Source organism: Streptomyces sp. A0642, from assembly GCF_004795105.1.
Taxonomy (GTDB): domain Bacteria; phylum Actinomycetota; class Actinomycetes; order Streptomycetales; family Streptomycetaceae; genus Streptomyces.
Map to the genome: position 1 here is coordinate 25,225 of NZ_SSBL01000042.1, position 14,975 is coordinate 40,199.

At 73.1% G+C, this 14,975-nt stretch carries 17 protein-coding genes; 9 read left to right on the forward strand and 8 right to left on the reverse strand.

Annotated elements, in window-relative coordinates; genetic code table 11:
• Positions 1-91: 91 nt before the first annotated feature.
• The 3 genes from E6R60_RS34915 to E6R60_RS34925 form a co-directional block, all read right to left on the reverse strand.
• Positions 92-769: a hypothetical protein gene (locus E6R60_RS34915; RefSeq protein ID WP_136330746.1), complete on the reverse strand. Its 678-nt coding sequence runs from the start codon at positions 767-769 to the stop codon at positions 92-94.
• 595 nt (positions 770-1,364) lie between these two features.
• The gene (locus E6R60_RS34920) at positions 1,365-2,204 is read right to left on the reverse strand and encodes a transglutaminase-like domain-containing protein (protein ID WP_136330747.1); all 840 of its coding nucleotides are present in this window, start codon (positions 2,202-2,204) and stop codon (positions 1,365-1,367) included.
• 4 nt (positions 2,205-2,208) lie between these two features.
• Positions 2,209-3,210, reverse strand: coding sequence for a GNAT family N-acetyltransferase (locus E6R60_RS34925; RefSeq protein ID WP_168713737.1), 1,002 nt, complete (start codon positions 3,208-3,210; stop codon positions 2,209-2,211).
• A 117-nt stretch (positions 3,211-3,327) separates the two neighbouring features.
• Between E6R60_RS34925 and fdxA the strand changes: the two genes are divergently transcribed.
• Together fdxA and dapC are read left to right on the forward strand one after the other, a co-directional pair.
• Positions 3,328-3,648, forward strand: coding sequence for a ferredoxin (gene fdxA / locus E6R60_RS34930; protein WP_018956287.1), 321 nt, complete (start codon positions 3,328-3,330; stop codon positions 3,646-3,648).
• A 120-nt stretch (positions 3,649-3,768) separates the two neighbouring features.
• Entirely contained in the window at positions 3,769-4,863 is a 1,095-nt protein-coding gene (gene dapC / locus E6R60_RS34935; RefSeq protein ID WP_136330749.1) for a succinyldiaminopimelate transaminase, read from the forward strand.
• Between the two features lie 85 nt (positions 4,864-4,948).
• Here the strand turns inward: dapC and E6R60_RS34940 are convergent, their stop codons facing one another.
• On the reverse strand, positions 4,949-5,344 hold the full coding sequence (locus E6R60_RS34940) for an ATP-binding protein (RefSeq protein ID WP_136330750.1): 396 nt from the start codon (positions 5,342-5,344) through the stop codon (positions 4,949-4,951).
• A 276-nt stretch (positions 5,345-5,620) separates the two neighbouring features.
• Positions 5,621-6,550, reverse strand: a complete 930-nt coding sequence (locus E6R60_RS34945; RefSeq protein ID WP_240802804.1) for a hypothetical protein — start codon at positions 6,548-6,550, stop codon at positions 5,621-5,623.
• Positions 6,551-6,682: 132 nt separating this feature from the next.
• On the opposite strand from E6R60_RS34945, the gene dapE reads away from it, so the two are divergent.
• Both dapE and E6R60_RS34955 read left to right on the forward strand, forming a co-directional pair.
• On the forward strand, positions 6,683-7,762 hold the full coding sequence (gene dapE, locus E6R60_RS34950; RefSeq protein ID WP_136330751.1) for a succinyl-diaminopimelate desuccinylase: 1,080 nt from the start codon (positions 6,683-6,685) through the stop codon (positions 7,760-7,762).
• Positions 7,763-7,857: 95 nt separating this feature from the next.
• The gene (locus E6R60_RS34955; protein WP_136330752.1) at positions 7,858-8,643 is read left to right on the forward strand and encodes a TIGR00730 family Rossman fold protein; all 786 of its coding nucleotides are present in this window, start codon (positions 7,858-7,860) and stop codon (positions 8,641-8,643) included.
• A gap of 366 nt (positions 8,644-9,009) precedes the next feature.
• On the opposite strand, the gene folP is transcribed toward E6R60_RS34955, so the two are convergent.
• The gene (folP, locus tag E6R60_RS34960) at positions 9,010-9,882 is read right to left on the reverse strand and encodes a dihydropteroate synthase (RefSeq protein WP_136330753.1); all 873 of its coding nucleotides are present in this window, start codon (positions 9,880-9,882) and stop codon (positions 9,010-9,012) included.
• A 121-nt stretch (positions 9,883-10,003) separates the two neighbouring features.
• Between folP and E6R60_RS34965 the strand changes: the two genes are divergently transcribed.
• Positions 10,004-10,417 carry a hypothetical protein gene (locus E6R60_RS34965; protein WP_240802805.1) on the forward strand — a complete coding sequence of 138 codons (414 nt, stop codon included), beginning with the start codon at positions 10,004-10,006 and terminating at the stop codon, positions 10,415-10,417.
• Entirely contained in the window at positions 10,414-11,004 is a 591-nt protein-coding gene (locus E6R60_RS34970) for a DNA-3-methyladenine glycosylase I (RefSeq protein WP_136330754.1), read from the forward strand. Before E6R60_RS34965 ends, E6R60_RS34970 begins: the two co-directional genes overlap by 4 nt.
• Positions 11,005-11,026: 22 nt before the next feature.
• Here the strand turns inward: E6R60_RS34970 and E6R60_RS34975 are convergent, their stop codons facing one another.
• The gene (locus E6R60_RS34975) at positions 11,027-11,839 is read right to left on the reverse strand and encodes an enoyl-CoA hydratase-related protein (protein WP_136330755.1); all 813 of its coding nucleotides are present in this window, start codon (positions 11,837-11,839) and stop codon (positions 11,027-11,029) included.
• A gap of 313 nt (positions 11,840-12,152) precedes the next feature.
• Here E6R60_RS34975 and E6R60_RS34980 point away from each other — a divergent pair, with 313 nt between their 5' ends.
• Positions 12,153-12,320 carry a DUF3117 domain-containing protein gene (locus E6R60_RS34980; protein WP_003966491.1) on the forward strand — a complete coding sequence of 56 codons (168 nt, stop codon included), beginning with the start codon at positions 12,153-12,155 and terminating at the stop codon, positions 12,318-12,320.
• 86 nt (positions 12,321-12,406) lie between these two features.
• On the opposite strand, the gene E6R60_RS34985 is transcribed toward E6R60_RS34980, so the two are convergent.
• Entirely contained in the window at positions 12,407-13,072 is a 666-nt protein-coding gene (locus tag E6R60_RS34985) for an O-methyltransferase (protein ID WP_136330756.1), read from the reverse strand.
• A gap of 181 nt (positions 13,073-13,253) precedes the next feature.
• Here E6R60_RS34985 and sigE point away from each other — a divergent pair, with 181 nt between their 5' ends.
• Entirely contained in the window at positions 13,254-14,015 is a 762-nt protein-coding gene (gene sigE / locus E6R60_RS34990; protein ID WP_240802806.1) for an RNA polymerase sigma factor SigE, read from the forward strand.
• A partial coding sequence (locus E6R60_RS34995) for a zf-HC2 domain-containing protein (protein WP_136330758.1) occupies positions 14,012-14,975 on the forward strand: 964 nt, incomplete at its 3' end. The genes sigE and E6R60_RS34995, both read left to right, overlap by 4 nt.

The window sequence follows — 14,975 nt, forward strand, 5'->3', positions numbered from 1 at the left end:
TGACGTCCGAGGCGGAAAACGAAGGCGCCGCGGCCGCCGTCCGGAGGGACGACGGCCGCGACAGAGAAGCGACCGGCTGCGTGCGGCCGGGTCAGGCCATCGCGCCACCCGTCGCCTGGCGACGGCGCACCTTGTACGCGCCGACGCCGACACCGCCGAGGAGCAGCAGCGAACCGGCCGCCAGGCCGCCGCCCGTCATGGCCATCGCGCCACCACCGGTGTGGACGCCGCCGCTGGGCTTGTCCTTCTTCCAGCCCTCGTCGCTCTTCTCGCTCTTGTCGGCCTTCTCGCCCGTCTCGGACTTGTCGGTCTTGCCGGCCTCGTCGCTGCCCGGCTGCCACTCCTTGGTGACCGTCATCGACATGGCGCCGCCACCGGCGTGCATGCCACCGCTGGGCTTGTCCGCGTCCTCGTACTTGCCGCCCTCTTCGTCGCTGCCGGGCTGCCACTCCTTGGTGACCACGCTCGACAGCGCGCCGCCGCCGGTGTGGACGCCGCCGCTGGGCTTGTCCTTCTTCCAGTCGGACGAGCCGCTCTCTTCGTCGCTGCCCGGCTGCCACTCCTTGGCGACGGTCATCGACAGCGCGCCGCCGCCGGTGTGGACGCCGCCGTTCGGCTTGTCCTTCGTCCAGCCGCCGTCCTCGCTGCTGGAGGAGGAACCGCTGTCGTGCTCCCAGTCGCCGGCGGCCAGGGCGTAGGCGGAGGGAGTGGTGATCGTGAGGACCGCCGTGACGGCGGCCGCAGCGAACAGTGTGCGGGCAGAGCGCATCTGAACACGTTTCCTTTCGTCGCGACTGCGAAGGGTGACGGGCTGTCGACCCGGAGTGGCGCAGTGGCTACGTGAACCACCGTCAGCCGAGAGCCGGGAGCGCGCCATCGGGGGGCCTCGCATTGGAGCTACGGCATGGGCTCATCGAGTGGCGAAGAGCGGAAAATCACCCATTGGACGGCATGGCGCGCCGGGGCGAGGTTTGGGAGCCGGGTGACCCCCCGTTCGCTGACGGCCCCTCACCACGAGGAGCGGGCACGGCGTCCCGTGAAGGGGAGACGCCCCACGGCCCGGCCTCCTGTTCTACGCGCCGGGGGCGGGGGCCCGGCCGCGTGCGGCTCCGGGCCGAGGAGCGCCGGCCGAGCCCGCGGGGGCCCCGCGCGGAGGAGGAGGGCGCGGGCCGGAGGAGGAGGAGGAGGGCGCGGGCCGGAAGCGCGAGGGCGCGGGCCGGAGGAGGAGGCCGGGCGCAGGCCGGCCCGGGCTTTGCAGCCGCCCGTGCCGCCCCGCTGCCCGGCCGCCCGGCTACTCAGCCGCCCGACTGCCCGACTGCCCGACTGCCTCGCCGCCCCGCGCTCCGGCTAGCTCCCCCGTCCCGTCAGTTCAGCATCGCCCGGGCCGCCCGTGCGCTCCCGCGTACCGCTTCCGCTGCGGCCGGGTCGACGTCCGCGATCACCTGCGCGTACTCCTCCATCTCCGCCGCTCCGCGCAGGAACTCCCCGCCCCGGACCAGCAGCTGGGCCCGCTCGTAGCGGAGCCGGGCCGGGTGCGCCGGCAGGAGCAGGGACAGTTCGACGGCCCACAGCGCCACGTCGTTGCGCTCCGGGCGGGCCGCCGCCCACGCCCGGATGTTGTTCAGGATCCGCAGCACGATCTCCAGCGGCCGCGCCGGGACCAGCATCGACGCCTCCAGGGACTGCCCGGTCGCGCCCGCCACGAGCAGCTCCGCGTCCCGGCCCGTCAGCGGCCGCCCACCGGCGAACGGATCGGCCAGGACCCGCTCCGTCGGATCCCCGAAACCGACCACGAAGTGCCCCGGAAGCGCCACCCCGTACACGGGGGCGCCCGCCCGCCGCGCCACCTCGATCCACACCACCGACAACAGGATCGGCAGCCCGCGCCGCCGTCGCAGCACCTCGTGCAGCAGTGACGACTCCAGCCGCTGGTAATCCGCCGACGCGCCCGCGAACCCGCACCGCTCGCCGAGCAGTTCGGCCAGCGCCGAGGCCCAGGCGCGGCCGCCGCGCACCCCGTACGGCAGCAGGCCCGCAAGCCGGTCCAGCTCGATCTGGGCCGCGTCCATGCCGTGCGCGTCCAGCGCCGGATCGGCCTCCGCGCCCAGCAGCAGGCACAGCAGCGCCAAGTCCGGCCGCTCGGCCCGCGCCTCCTCGGCGAACCGGCGGCGCAGCTCCTCCCTGTCCTGCCTCCCGGGGGCCATCGCGCTACGCCGCCCGGAAGTGGTGGTACAGGTGGTGCGTCGCGAAGCCCATCCCGTCGTACAGCCCACGGGCGCCGTCGTTGTCGGCCTCCACCTGGAGGCACGCCGCCGACGCGCCCTCGTCCATCGCCTGCCGGGCCAGCGCGGTCATCACGGTGGTCGCGAGCCCCCGTCTGCGGTGCTCGGGAGCCACCTCGACGGCCATGAAGCCCGCCCACCGGCCGTCCACCACGCACCGCCCGATCGCGGCGGGCGCCCGGTCACCGGCCTCGCCCGGCACGGTCGCGAACCACACCGAGGGGCCGCCGCCCAGCACCTGCGCCACCTCCGGGCCCGGTGTCCCGACGCGCTGGTAGCGGGCGAACCACGCCTCGTCCACCGCGCGGCTCAGCCGCACCCGTGACACCTCGGCCGCCAGATCACCGATCGGGGCCAGCGCCGCGATCCGCACCTCCGCGGTCACCTCACGGTGCCACCCGTGGTCCTCCAGCGCCGCGCACAACTCCTCCTGCGCACCCTCGGCGCCGGTCGCGGTCTGGATGTAAGCGGGCAGCCCCCGGTCCGCGTACCACTGCCTGACCCGCCCGAGCGCGGCGTCGAGCGGCACGCCCGGATCGCCGAGCGGAAGCACCGAGTTGGCGCGCCGGGTGAACCCGCCGGCGGCGCGCAGGAGCCAGTCGCCCAGGGCCTCGCTCTCCACGGGCTGCCAGGCGCGGGCGCAGACCGGGGCGAGCTCCGCGAAGGAGGCCGCGGGACCGCGTCGGCGGGCCGGGGCGGCGGGGACGATCTTGCCCGCCACCAGGGCCGATTCCGCGATCCGGACGGACTCGCCGCTCTTCGGTGTGACGGACAGCACACCCGCGTTCCAGGATGTGAGAACACCGACCGTGTCGGTGAATTTCGGACCCTGGGGGCCGTCCTCGGTCAGACGCCGGACCGATACCCGTTTACCCACGTCAGCCGGTGCAATTCGGACCTCCAGCCGTCCGCCCATGGTGAATTCCACAGCTCTGTCCGCCCCTCCTGTTCGGATCGTGCCCGGGAACGGAGATACTAGGTGCGGGCATCGACGACGCCGCGCTCCCGCGCGAGAGCCAACGCCCTACCGAGGAGGAACGACAGCGTGACCTACGTCATCGCGCAGCCTTGTGTCGACGTAAAGGACAAGGCCTGCATCGAAGAGTGCCCCGTCGACTGTATCTACGAGGGCCAGCGGTCCTTGTACATCCACCCGGACGAGTGCGTCGACTGTGGAGCCTGCGAGCCGGTCTGCCCGGTCGAAGCGATCTTCTACGAGGACGACACCCCGGAGGAGTGGAAGGACTACTACAAGGCGAACGTCGAGTTCTTCGACGACCTCGGGTCGCCGGGTGGCGCCTCCAAGCTGGGTCTGATCGAGCGCGACCACGCGTTCATCGCCGCGCTGCCGCCGCAGAACCAGTAGCAGCGTCCCGGCACGTGCGTCGCCCCGGTCCCGTACGGCTCGTCACCGTGCGGGACCGAGGTGTTTCCCGCGCCCCTTCCGGGCCGCCCGCGTGAATCCCGTACGAGAAAGCAGAGATCCGTGTCCGCAGTCTCCTCCCGCCTCCCGGTCTTTCCCTGGGACCGGCTCGCGCCCTACAAGTCGACGGCCGAGAGCCACCCGGACGGCATCGTGGACCTGTCCGTCGGCACGCCCGTCGACCCGGTGCCCGAGCTGATCCAGCAGGCGCTCGTCGCCGCCTCGGACAGCCCCGGCTATCCGACGGTGTGGGGGACGGCCGCGCTGCGGGACGCCCTCACCGGCTGGGTGGAGCGCCGCCTGGGCGCGGTGTCGGTGACGCACGGGAACGTGCTGCCCGTCGTCGGCTCCAAGGAGCTGGTGGCCTGGCTCCCGACCCAGCTGGGCCTGGGCCCCGGCGACAAGGTCGCCTACCCGCGGCTCGCCTACCCGACGTACGAGGTCGGCGCCCGGCTCTGCGGCGCCGAGCCCGTCGTCTACGACGACCCGACGGAGCTGGACCCGGCCGGGCTGAAGCTGCTCTGGCTGAACTCGCCGTCGAACCCGACCGGCCGGGTCCTGGCCAAGGACGAACTGACCCGGATCGTCGCCTGGGCGCGCGCGCACGACGTGCTGGTCTTCAGCGACGAGTGCTACCTGGAGCTGGGCTGGGAGGCCGATCCCGTCTCCGTGCTCCACCCGGACGTCTGCGGCGGCACGTACGAGGGCGTCGTCGCCGTCCACTCGCTCTCCAAGCGCTCCAACCTCGCCGGGTACCGCGCCGCGTTCATCGCCGGCGACGCGGCCGTGCTGAGCGAGCTCCTCCTGATCCGCAAGCACGGCGGGATGATGACGCCCGCCCCCGTCCAGGCGGCGACCGTCGCCGCGCTCGGCGACGACCGCCACGTGGCCGAGCAGCGCACGCGGTACGCGGACCGGCGCGCGATGCTGCGTACGGCTCTGGAGGCCCACGGCTTCCGGATCGAGCACAGCGAGGCGAGCCTCTACCTCTGGGCGACCCGCGACGAGCCCTGCTGGGACACCGTGGAGTACCTGGCGGAGCTGGGCATCCTGGTGGCGCCCGGGGACTTCTACGGGCCGGCGGGCGACCGCTTCGTGCGTGTGGCGTTCACGGCGACCGACGAACGGGTGGCCGCCGCGGTCAAGCGACTGGGCTGAGCCGAAGCGCTGCGGACGCGCGAGGGCCTCGGGAGTGCGCACTCCCGAGGCCCTCGCGCGTCCGTGCAGGGGGGTGTGGAGCGGATCAGCCGATCGGCAGGCCCTGGGTGGGCAGGCCCTTGGTCACGGCGCCGGTCGCGTCGCCGAGGGCGTCGCTCGCGCCGCCCTTCGCGGTCTTGCCGGCGCCCTTCGCCGCGGGTGCGGCCTTGGCGCCCGTGTCACTGAGGGTCTTGGCCGCCACCGGCAGCGTGGTCCCGACGACCTTGCCACCGGCCTTGCCGGCGGTGTCGGTGGCCGGCTGCGCCGCGCCTTCGACCGCCTGGCCGAGTCCGGCGCCCTCGACGGTGGTGAGACCGCCGAGCTCCGGGGCCTGCGGGAGCACCGCGGCACCGGCGGCACCGGCCGCACCGACCACGGGGGCAGCGCCCGCCGCGATCAGCAGCGCGGTACGGGCGATCCGGCGGGTCAGGGGGAGGGACATGATGCTCCTTCGACGGGGTGGGAATTGCTGGTGTCCGTGGGTCGGACGCCATGACAACCGCCGTGGGGGAGGGAGAGGTTGCGGTGTGCCGAGGTAAAGATCACGTAATGCGTCACATAATCCGCAACGGAGGAACCCGGGCAAACCCTGCGGGACGGCACTACCTGGCGAACCGTCACTTCTCCCTCACCGCAAGGGAATGGGTGCCTCCGGAAGGCTCCGTGCGTGACCCCGTACGGGCAGGGTGCGGGGCCCCTCTACGAGTGACGGGTCGTACTACTGCGCGAGGCGCATGCGGACGGCGGTAGCGCCCGATTCCTTGCGCTCCGTCCGCCAGCCGGACCCGGCGTCCCACGTCCGGCCGGCGTAGGCGACCTCGTCGAAGCCGAGCGCCTCGGACTGGGCGACCGCCCAGTGCGCGAGTTGCCAGCCATGCTGCGGAGCACCGTCCTGGCCGGCCCTGAGGGCCGTCCGCACCGGTACCGAGAGCGTCCCGGTGGCCGGGGCCCCCGCGTCAGCCGCCTTCCCGGCGGGCAGTACGCCCTTGCCGAAGGAACGCAGCAGCGCGGCCCGGGCCTTCGCCATCTCGCCCGTCCCGGCGGTCGTCCGCGGCGGGTCGCAGTTCAGAGCGGCAGGCGTCCGCCCGGTCAGCGCGGCGGCCAGCAGCGCGGCATCCGGCTCGTGCTTCGCGTACGCCTGCGGGAAGCCGCTGCGCTGGACCCGCTGCGCTGCCACGGTGAGCGGCAGACGCGAGTAGCCCGGGACCTCGGCCAGGTGCTGGTAGAACATCCCGGACGAGTAGACGGGGTCCAGGATCTGCTTCTCGGTGCCCCAGCCCTGTGAGGGCCGCTGCTGGAAGAGGCCCAGCGAGTCCCGGTCGCCGTGCTCGATGTTGCGCAGTCCCGATTCCTGCAGTGCCGTCGCCAGGGCGATCGTGACCGCCCGCTCCGGCATGCCGCGCGTGGTGCCGACCGCGGAGATCACCGCGGCGTTCGCCGCCTGCTCGGAGCTCAGGCGGTAGCTGCGCCCCTCGCCCGCCGAACCGTCGGCCGACTCCACGGTGCACTGGTCGGAGCCCTTGCTGCCCGTCACGTACTGCACGGTCAGATACCCGGCCACCGCCACGAGCACGGCGAAGGCCGCCGTGACGCGCAGACGGCGGCTTCGGGCGGTGTGTCGGCGGGCTGGGGCGACGGTCCGGGGCACGGGGCCACCGTACGCGAGGCACGTGTGCCTGCCCGGGGTCCCCCGTCGTTCGCGCGCAGCGGCGGTCGGTGCGTGCGTGCCGGGCGTTGGGGCGCAGGCGGGGGGCTCCGGGCAGGCACTAGGGTCGTAGCCATGGCCGAAAGCACGCTTGACCTCACACTGGACGGGCCCGCGCTCACCGCGTGGCTCGTCGACTTCCCCTCGGTCAGCGGGGAGGAGAAGGACCTCGCCGACGCCATCGAGTCGGCGCTGCGGACCCTTCCCCACCTGACCGTCGACCGGCACGGCAACAACGTCGTGGCCCGGACGAACCTCGGCCGCGGCGAGCGCGTCGTACTGGCCGGTCACATCGACACCGTGCCGATCGCCGACAACGTGCCCTCCCGGCTCGACGCGGACGGCCTGCTGTGGGGCTGCGGCAGCTCCGACATGAAGTCCGGCGTGGCCGTCCAGCTGAGGATCGCGGCGACCGTCCCCGAGCCCAACCGCGACCTCACGTTCGTCTTCTACGACAACGAGGAGGTCGCCGCCGACCTCAACGGCCTCGGACACATCGCCGCCGCCCACCCCGACTGGCTGACGGCGGACTTCGCCGTCCTCCTGGAGGGCTCCGACGCCGAGGTCGAGGGCGGCTGCCAGGGCACGCTGCGCGTGTTCCTGCGTACGGAAGGGGAGCGGGCCCACTCCGCCCGCAGCTGGATGGGGTCCAACGCCATCCACGGCGCCGCCCCGATCCTCGCCCGTCTCGCCGCCTACGAACCGCGCAAGCCGGTCATCGACGGGCTGGAGTACCACGAGGGCCTCAACGCCGTACGGATCGAGGGCGGCGTCGCCAACAACGTCATCCCCGACGCCTGCACGGTCGTCGTCAACTACCGCTACGCCCCGGACCTCGGCCCCGACGAGGCCCTCGCCCACGTCCGCGAGGTCTTCGCGGACTGCGGCGTCGTCGAATTCACCGTCGACGACCACTCCGGCGCGGCCATGCCCGGCCTCTCGCACCCGGCGGCCAAGGCCTTCATGGCGGCGGTCGGCGGCACCGCCCGGCCCAAGTTCGGCTGGACGGACGTGTCCCGCTTCGGCTCGCTCGGCGTACCCGCCGTCAACTACGGCCCCGGTGACCCGATCCTCGCCCACAAGCGCAACGAGCACGTGCGGACCGACCGGATCACCCACTGCGAGGACCGGCTCCGCTCCTGGCTCACGACCTGACCTCGGGTGTTCCCCTGTCCGTAACCTCGGGGGATCTACGCTGGCGTGAGACAGAGCGCCGCAGGGCGGCTCTGACGTCGGCGTAGGGAGCAGTCATGGGCAATCCGGAGGACGCAAGGATCCCTGAGGGCGCGGAGGTCCCCGAGGGAGCGGTCAAGCCCGAGGAACAGCGGCTCGGCCCGGTGCTGCGCCGCAGGGACCAGGTGCAGCCCGGCACCACCGATCAGCGGCTGCTGGACTCCGAGGGCGACTCCGAGTGGGTGCACACCGACCCCTGGCGGGTCATGCGCATCCAGTCGGAGTTCGTCGAGGGCTTCGGCGCACTCGCCGAACTGCCGAGCGCCATCAGCGTCTTCGGGTCCGCCCGCACACCGGCCGGTACGCCGGAGTACGAGGCGGGCGTGCGCATCGGCCGGGCGCTGGTCGAGGCGGGCTTCGCGGTGATCACCGGGGGCGGCCCCGGAGCGATGGAGGCGGCGAACAGAGGCGCACGGGAGGCGAAGGGCGTCTCGGTCGGCCTCGGCATCGAGCTGCCCTTCGAGTCGGGCCTCAACCCGCACGTCGACATCGGCGTCAACTTCCGCTACTTCTTCGTCCGCAAGACCATGTTCGTGAAGTACGCCCAGGGCTTCGTCGTCCTGCCCGGCGGGCTCGGCACCCTGGACGAGCTCTTCGAGGCGCTCACCCTGGTCCAGACGGGCAAGGTGACCCGCTTCCCGATCGTGCTGTTCGGTACGGAGTACTGGGGCGGCCTGGTGGACTGGCTGCGCGACACGGTGGTGGCCCAGGGCAAGGCATCGTCGAAGGACCTGCTGCTGTTCCACGTCACGGACGACGTGGAGGAGGCGGTGGGCCTGGTGACGAAGGAGGTCGGCCGCTAGCGCGGCGCGCTCCGCAAGGCGGGGCCTGCCCCCGAGGGGGGCCCGGCTTTCGGGCTGCGCAGGGCCGGGACCGCCCCCGGGCGCTTCCGGCTTCCGGGCTGCACGCTGGGCGGGTTCGTCCCGGCGCGCTTCCCGGCTGCTCGGCTGTGGGCGAGGACGCCGCCCCGCGCACCGTCCGGCTGTTCGGCCGGGTACAAGGCCGGTCCCGCCCCCCCCGTGTCGTTTCCGGCCGCGCGGGCCGCGCGGCCCGCCCCGGGCCGCGCAGGCCCCGGGGCCGCGTGGGGCCAAGCGCCGGCCCACCGCTGGCCCGGGCCCACCGCAGGGCGCCGGCCGAGCCCCCCGCCGGCGCGGGCCCGTCCACGTGCGCTACGCGAGCCCCCGCCGCGCCACCGCCGGCGCCCGCCGTCCCGCGAGGGACGCCACCATGTCCAGCACCTCACGCGTCTCCGGAACCTCGTGGACCCGGTACACCCGCGCCCCCAGCCACGCCGACACCGCGGTCGTCGCCAGCGTCCCGAGCAGCCGCTCCTTCACCGGCCGGTCCAGCGTCTCGCCGACGAAGTCCTTGTTGGAGAGCGAGACCAGGACGGGCCACCCCGTCTCCGTCATCTCACCGAGCCGGCGCGTCGCCTCCAGCGAGTGCCGGGTGTTCTTCCCGAAGTCATGACCGGGGTCGATCAGGATGCCGTCCGGCCGGACGCCCAGGTCCACGGCCCGTTCGGCCAGTCCCACGGTCACCCGCAGGATGTCGGCCATCACGTCCTCGTACCCGGCCCGGTGCGGCCGGGTCCGCGGCTCGGCGCCGCCCGCGTGGGTGCACACCAGCCCCGCCCCGTACCGCGCGGCGACCTCCGCCAGCTTCGGGTCGACCCCGCCCCACGCGTCGTTCAGCAGATCGGCCCCGGCCTCGCAGACGGCCTCTCCGACGTCGTGGCGCCACGTGTCGACGCTGATCACCACGTCCGGGTGGCGGCGGCGGACCTCGGCGACGAATCCGACGGTGCGACGGGCTTCCTCCTCGGCGGTGACCTCCTCGCCGGGACCGGCCTTCACCCCGCCGATGTCGATGATCGCCGCGCCGTCGGCCACGGCCTGTTCGACCCGGGAGAGCGCGGGCTCGTCGTGGAAGGTGGCGCCCTGGTCGTAGAAGGAGTCCGGGGTGCGGTTCACGATCGCCATGATCACCGGCTCGTGCGCCCCGAATTCGCGCCGCCCCAGCCTGAGCGCACCGCTTCGCATCCCGCATCTCTCCCTGTGAATCTCCCGGCGGAAAGGCCGCCGGGACCGACTGCCGACCCTAACTGTCAGTCCCTCATGGCACGATCGGACCCGGACGAATTCCGCTCCCGGGGAGATACGCGTGTTCTGGTTCTTGCTGCTCGCGATGGTGGTGGTGGTTGCCGCGGTCACCCTCGCGGTGGTCGGCGGAGGGAAGAGTGCCATCCTGCAGGACGTGGCGCCGGAGCAGCTGACGGATCCGCTGCCCGCGACGCGCCCGGTGGGCCGCGCGGACGTCGAGGCGCTCCGGCTGCCCGTCACCGCGCGCGGCTACCGGATGGCCGACGTCGACGACGCGCTGGGCCGTCTCGGCGCCGAGCTCGCCGAGCGTGACGCCCGCATCGCGGAGCTGGAGTCGGCGCTCGCCGGCGCCCAGGCCACGCGGGCGGGCCGGCCCGATCTGCTGAAGCGGCCGGAGGACGGGCCGCAGGCGCCCTGGGAGGCGCCGGAGACGCAGGACACGGCCCCGCGCCCCGACGAGGAGACCGGACGATGAGCGGCGGCGCCGAACCGGGGGCGGACGGCGGGCTGCGCTGCCCGTGGGGCCTGGCCACCGAGGACTACCGCATCTACCACGACACCGAATGGGGCCGCCCGGTCCGCGGTGACGACGCCCTGTTCGAACGGCTGAGTCTTGAGGCGTTCCAGTCGGGACTGTCCTGGCTGACGATCCTGCGCCGCAGGGAAGGCTTCCGCAGCGCGTTCGCGGGGTTCAGCATCCCGGAGGTGGCCGCCTTCACCGAGGCGGACAGGGAACGGCTCCTCGCCGACGCGGGCATCATCCGCAACCGGGCGAAGATCGACGCCACCCTCGCCAACGCCCAGGTGCTGGCCGGCTGGCAGGACGGTGAGCTGGACGAGCTGATCTGGTCGTACGCCCCCGATCCGGCGAGCCGCCCCGCCCCCCGCGTCCTCGGGGACGTGGCGGCCGTGACCGCGGAGTCCACGGCGCTGGCCAAGGACCTCAAGAAGCGCGGGCTGCGGTTCATCGGCCCGACCACGGCCTACGCCCTGATGCAGGCGTGCGGCCTGGTCGACGACCACCTCGCCGACTGCGTGGCCCGCGGCGGCGGCGCCGCGTAGCCCCGGAGCCGGGCCACCGCGACTACCGCCCGAGGTACTTCGGCCTCTCCTTGTCGAGGAACGCCTGCACCGCGATCGCGTGATCCTGCGACGCGCCCGCCCTCGTCTGGAGTTCGTCCTCCTTCTCCAGCGCCTCGGCCAGGGTGTGCCCGGCGCCGTAGGCGAGGGACTCCTTCAGCGCGGCGTACGCCACCGTCGGGCCGTCGGCCAGGGCGCGGGCCACCGCGGTCGCCTCGGCGGCGAGGTCGGCGGCGGGCACCAGCTTGTTCACGATGCCCAGGTCGTGGGCGTCCTGGGCGGACAGGGAGCGGGGGAAGAGCAGCAGGTCGGCGGCGCGGCTGTGGCCGATCAGCCGGGGCAGGGTCCAGGAGACGCCCGAGTCGGCGGTGAGGGCGACCCCGGCGAAGGAGGTGTTGAACGAGGCGGTGTCGGCGGCGACCCGGTAGTCGCAGGCGAGGGCGAAACCGAAGCCCGCACCGGCGGCGGCCCCGTTGACCCCGGCGACGACCGGCTTCGGCATCTCCGTGAGCGCCCGCACGATGGGGTTGTAGTGCTCCTGCACCGTGCTCAGCGCATTGCCGCCGCCCGACTCGCGGACCTCGGACAGCTTGGAGAGGTGCTCTTTGAGGTCCTGGCCGACACAGAAGGCGCGCCCGCCGGCCGCGGTCAGCAGGACCGCCCGCACGGCGGTGTCGGCACCGGCCGACCGCAGGGAGTCACGCAGCGCCACCTTGGCCGCGGTGTTCATGGCGTTCATCGCGTCGGGACGGTTGATCGTGATCGTCGCGAGCCCGTCGCTCACTTCGTAGAGCACGGCGTCCTCGTGATCGGCCATGTGCGGTCCCCTCTGTGCGTCGTGGAAATGCCTGTCCAGGCAAGCATGGCCGACGTCCGCGGACGCGAACATGTGACCTGCGTCTAACAATTCCGCCGCTATGAGGGGTGCGAGGGGACGGAGTATCGCAGTCGGATCGCCGAATTGGGTGGTTTTGAGAGAGCGCGTTGCGCAAGCGATGCAGAGCGATGTTGGTCATCGGGGTCTGTGATGCGGGATAATGGCGTGGAAGCAATGTGTTCGATGCCGGTGAGGCAGCGCCTGTCATGGGGCCGCCGGTTGCGATGAGCTGGTTTCAGGAAGGGGAACGAGCATGGCGGCCATGAAGCCGCGGACGGGCGACGGCCCGCTCGAGGTGACAAAGGAGGGGCGGGGCATCGTCATGCGCGTTCCGCTCGAAGGTGGCGGTCGGCTTGTCGTGGAGCTGACTCCGGACGAGGCCGATGCCCTCGGCGATGCCCTCAAGAAGGTCGTCGGCTGAGCAGAGACGCCCACACTTCACCACTGCCCCGGCACGGTTTCCGTGCCGGGGCAGTGATGCGTCCGGGGGTGCCGGGCGGGCGGGGCTCAGCCCCGGCGTACCGCGCAGAGAAGGCCATCGCCGACCGGCAGCAGCGTCGCCATCAGCTCCTGGCTCTCGCGGACCGCGCGCAGCAGCTCGCGCAGGCGCAGCACCTCCGCGGGCTGGGCGGCGGAGTCGACCGTCCGGCCGTCCGCGAAGACCCCCTCGAAGCAGACCAGACCGCCGGTCCGCAGGAGGCGCAACGATTCAGCGAGGATGTCCAGGCTCTCCAGCCGGTCGCCGTCGCAGAACACGAGGTCGTATCCGCCGTCCGCCAGCCGGGGGAGTACGTCGAGGGCCCGGCCGGGGATGAAGCGGGCGCGATTGGCGGCGAAGCCGGCCGCGCGGAACGCCTCACGGGCGAACTGCTGGCGCTCGGGTTCCGGGTCGACCGTGGTCAGCACCCCGTCGGGGCGCATGCCGTTCAGCAGGTAGAGGCCGGACACGCCCGTTCCCGTGCCGATCTCGGCCACCGCTTTGGCGTCCGTCGTGGCGGCGAGCAGGCGCAACGCGGCGCCGGTGCCTGGTGACACCGAGCGAAGCCCCGCGTCCCGTGCCCGGTCCCGGGCCCAGCGCAGTGCTTCGTCCTCGGCGACAAAGGCGTCGGCGAACGCCCAGCTCGTCTGCCGGTTGGCGGTGATGACCCTCTCCTGTCCCCGTAGTTGGCGCAACGGTGACTGTATCCGCTGCACCCGGGAACCCGCAGATGGGACCGGGCGTTAGGGAAGGGCAGGGGAAAGCACGCCGATCGGGCCCGCGGACCGGGCCCGGGACCGGCGGGCGGTCGTTCCCGGGGAGATCCCCGGCCCCAGCAGGAAAAAGGCTTATCCGGAGCTAACGGGCGAGGTGGCTATGGTAGGGGCTCCACTGGACACCACCAGAGCCGATAGGGGAGGTGCGGCTGCGCCTGTGGATCGGGAAGCAGTGCTGTGGCGCTTTCTCAGGTCGGCGGGTGAGCCGAAATCCGTGACCAACATTGCTGACCGTTCTTCCAACGACTCCGCACCGACCGCGACCTTCGCCTCCGATGCGGACTCCCAGGCGTGGACGCCACCCTCATGGGAAGAGATCGTCAGCACGCACAGCGGTCGTGTGTACCGCCTTGCCTACCGACTGACGGGTAATCAGCACGACGCCGAGGACCTCACCCAGGAGGTCTTCGTCCGGGTGTTCCGTTCGCTGTCGACGTACACGCCCGGCACCTTCGAGGGCTGGCTGCACCGCATCACGACCAATCTCTTCCTGGACATGGTCCGTCGCAAGCAGCGCATCCGCTTCGACTCCCTCGGGGACGACGCCGCGGAGCGCCTGCCGAGCCGTGAGCCGTCCCCGCAGCAGGTCTTCAACGACACCCACTTCGACGCGGACGTCCAGCAGGCGCTGGACACCCTCGCGCCCGAATTCCGGGCCGCGGTCGTGCTGTGTGACATCGAGGGACTTTCGTACGAGGAGATCGCCGCGACACTCGGCGTGAAGCTCGGCACCGTGCGCAGCCGTATCCACCGCGGGCGCTCGCACCTGCGCAAGGCGCTGCAGCACCGTTCGCCGGAGGCCCGTGCCGAGCAGCGCTCGCTGACGGGCGCCCTCGTCTCGGGGGAGGGCGGCACGGCGTGAGCGGCACAGGTCCGACCTCCGCGGAACAACACCTGGGGGACCGTCTCGCCGCGCTCGTCGACGGCGAGCTGAAGCACGACGCCCGGGACCGGGTCCTCGCCCACCTCGCGACCTGTGCGAAGTGCAAGGCCGAGGCCGCTGCCCAGCGGCGCCTGAAGAGTGTCTTCGCGCAGTCGGCCCCGCCCTCGCCCTCCGAGGGGTTCCTCGCCCGGCTCCAGGGCCTTCCCGGCGGCCCAGGCGGGGACGACGACGGCCGGGGAAGACCCAAGGGCGGCTCAGGGCTGTTCGGTGACGGCGTCTTCCCTGTGATGCACCCTTCCGGCAGCCGTGCCGAGTCGCCCTCGGACGGCTCCCCGCCGGCCACCTTCGGCTACCTGCCGGCCCTCCACGGTTCGACCGCGGTGATGCCCGCCGCTCCGGCCGGTTCCGTCTTCCGGATCCACGAGGCCGGCCGCGAGGGCGACCGCTCGCCGTGGCGGGGACGCCGGTTCGCCTTCGCTGCCGCCAGTGCCGTCTCGCTGGCCGCCATCGCGCTCGGCGGCGCCCTGCCGACGGACTCGGCCACCGAGGCGCCCACGCGCGCGGACGGCCCGGGCAGCGCCGTGGCCCCGCTCGACGGCGACACCCGCGCGGAGACCGGCTCGGTCAGCCGCAAAGGAGGCGGCAGCCACGGCACGCTCGCCGCGGCCGGTGCCGGCCACCCCTTCTCGCTCGCGGTGAACGCCGCGCCCCTGACGTTCTCCTCGGCGCCCTCCCCGCTCGGCGCCGCCGGGTTCAACGGGAACCCGTTCGCGCTTCGCGCCCAGGCCACCGTGTCCGCGCCTTCGCTGATACGTCCGTACGAGAACAGCCCGCTGTTCGCCCGGGCCCTCGGCAGCGGACTCGCCCCCTCCACCCCGGCACCCTCCGCGGAGCCGTCCCGGACGCCCACCACGGCCGCGGGAGTACCGGCCGCCGCCG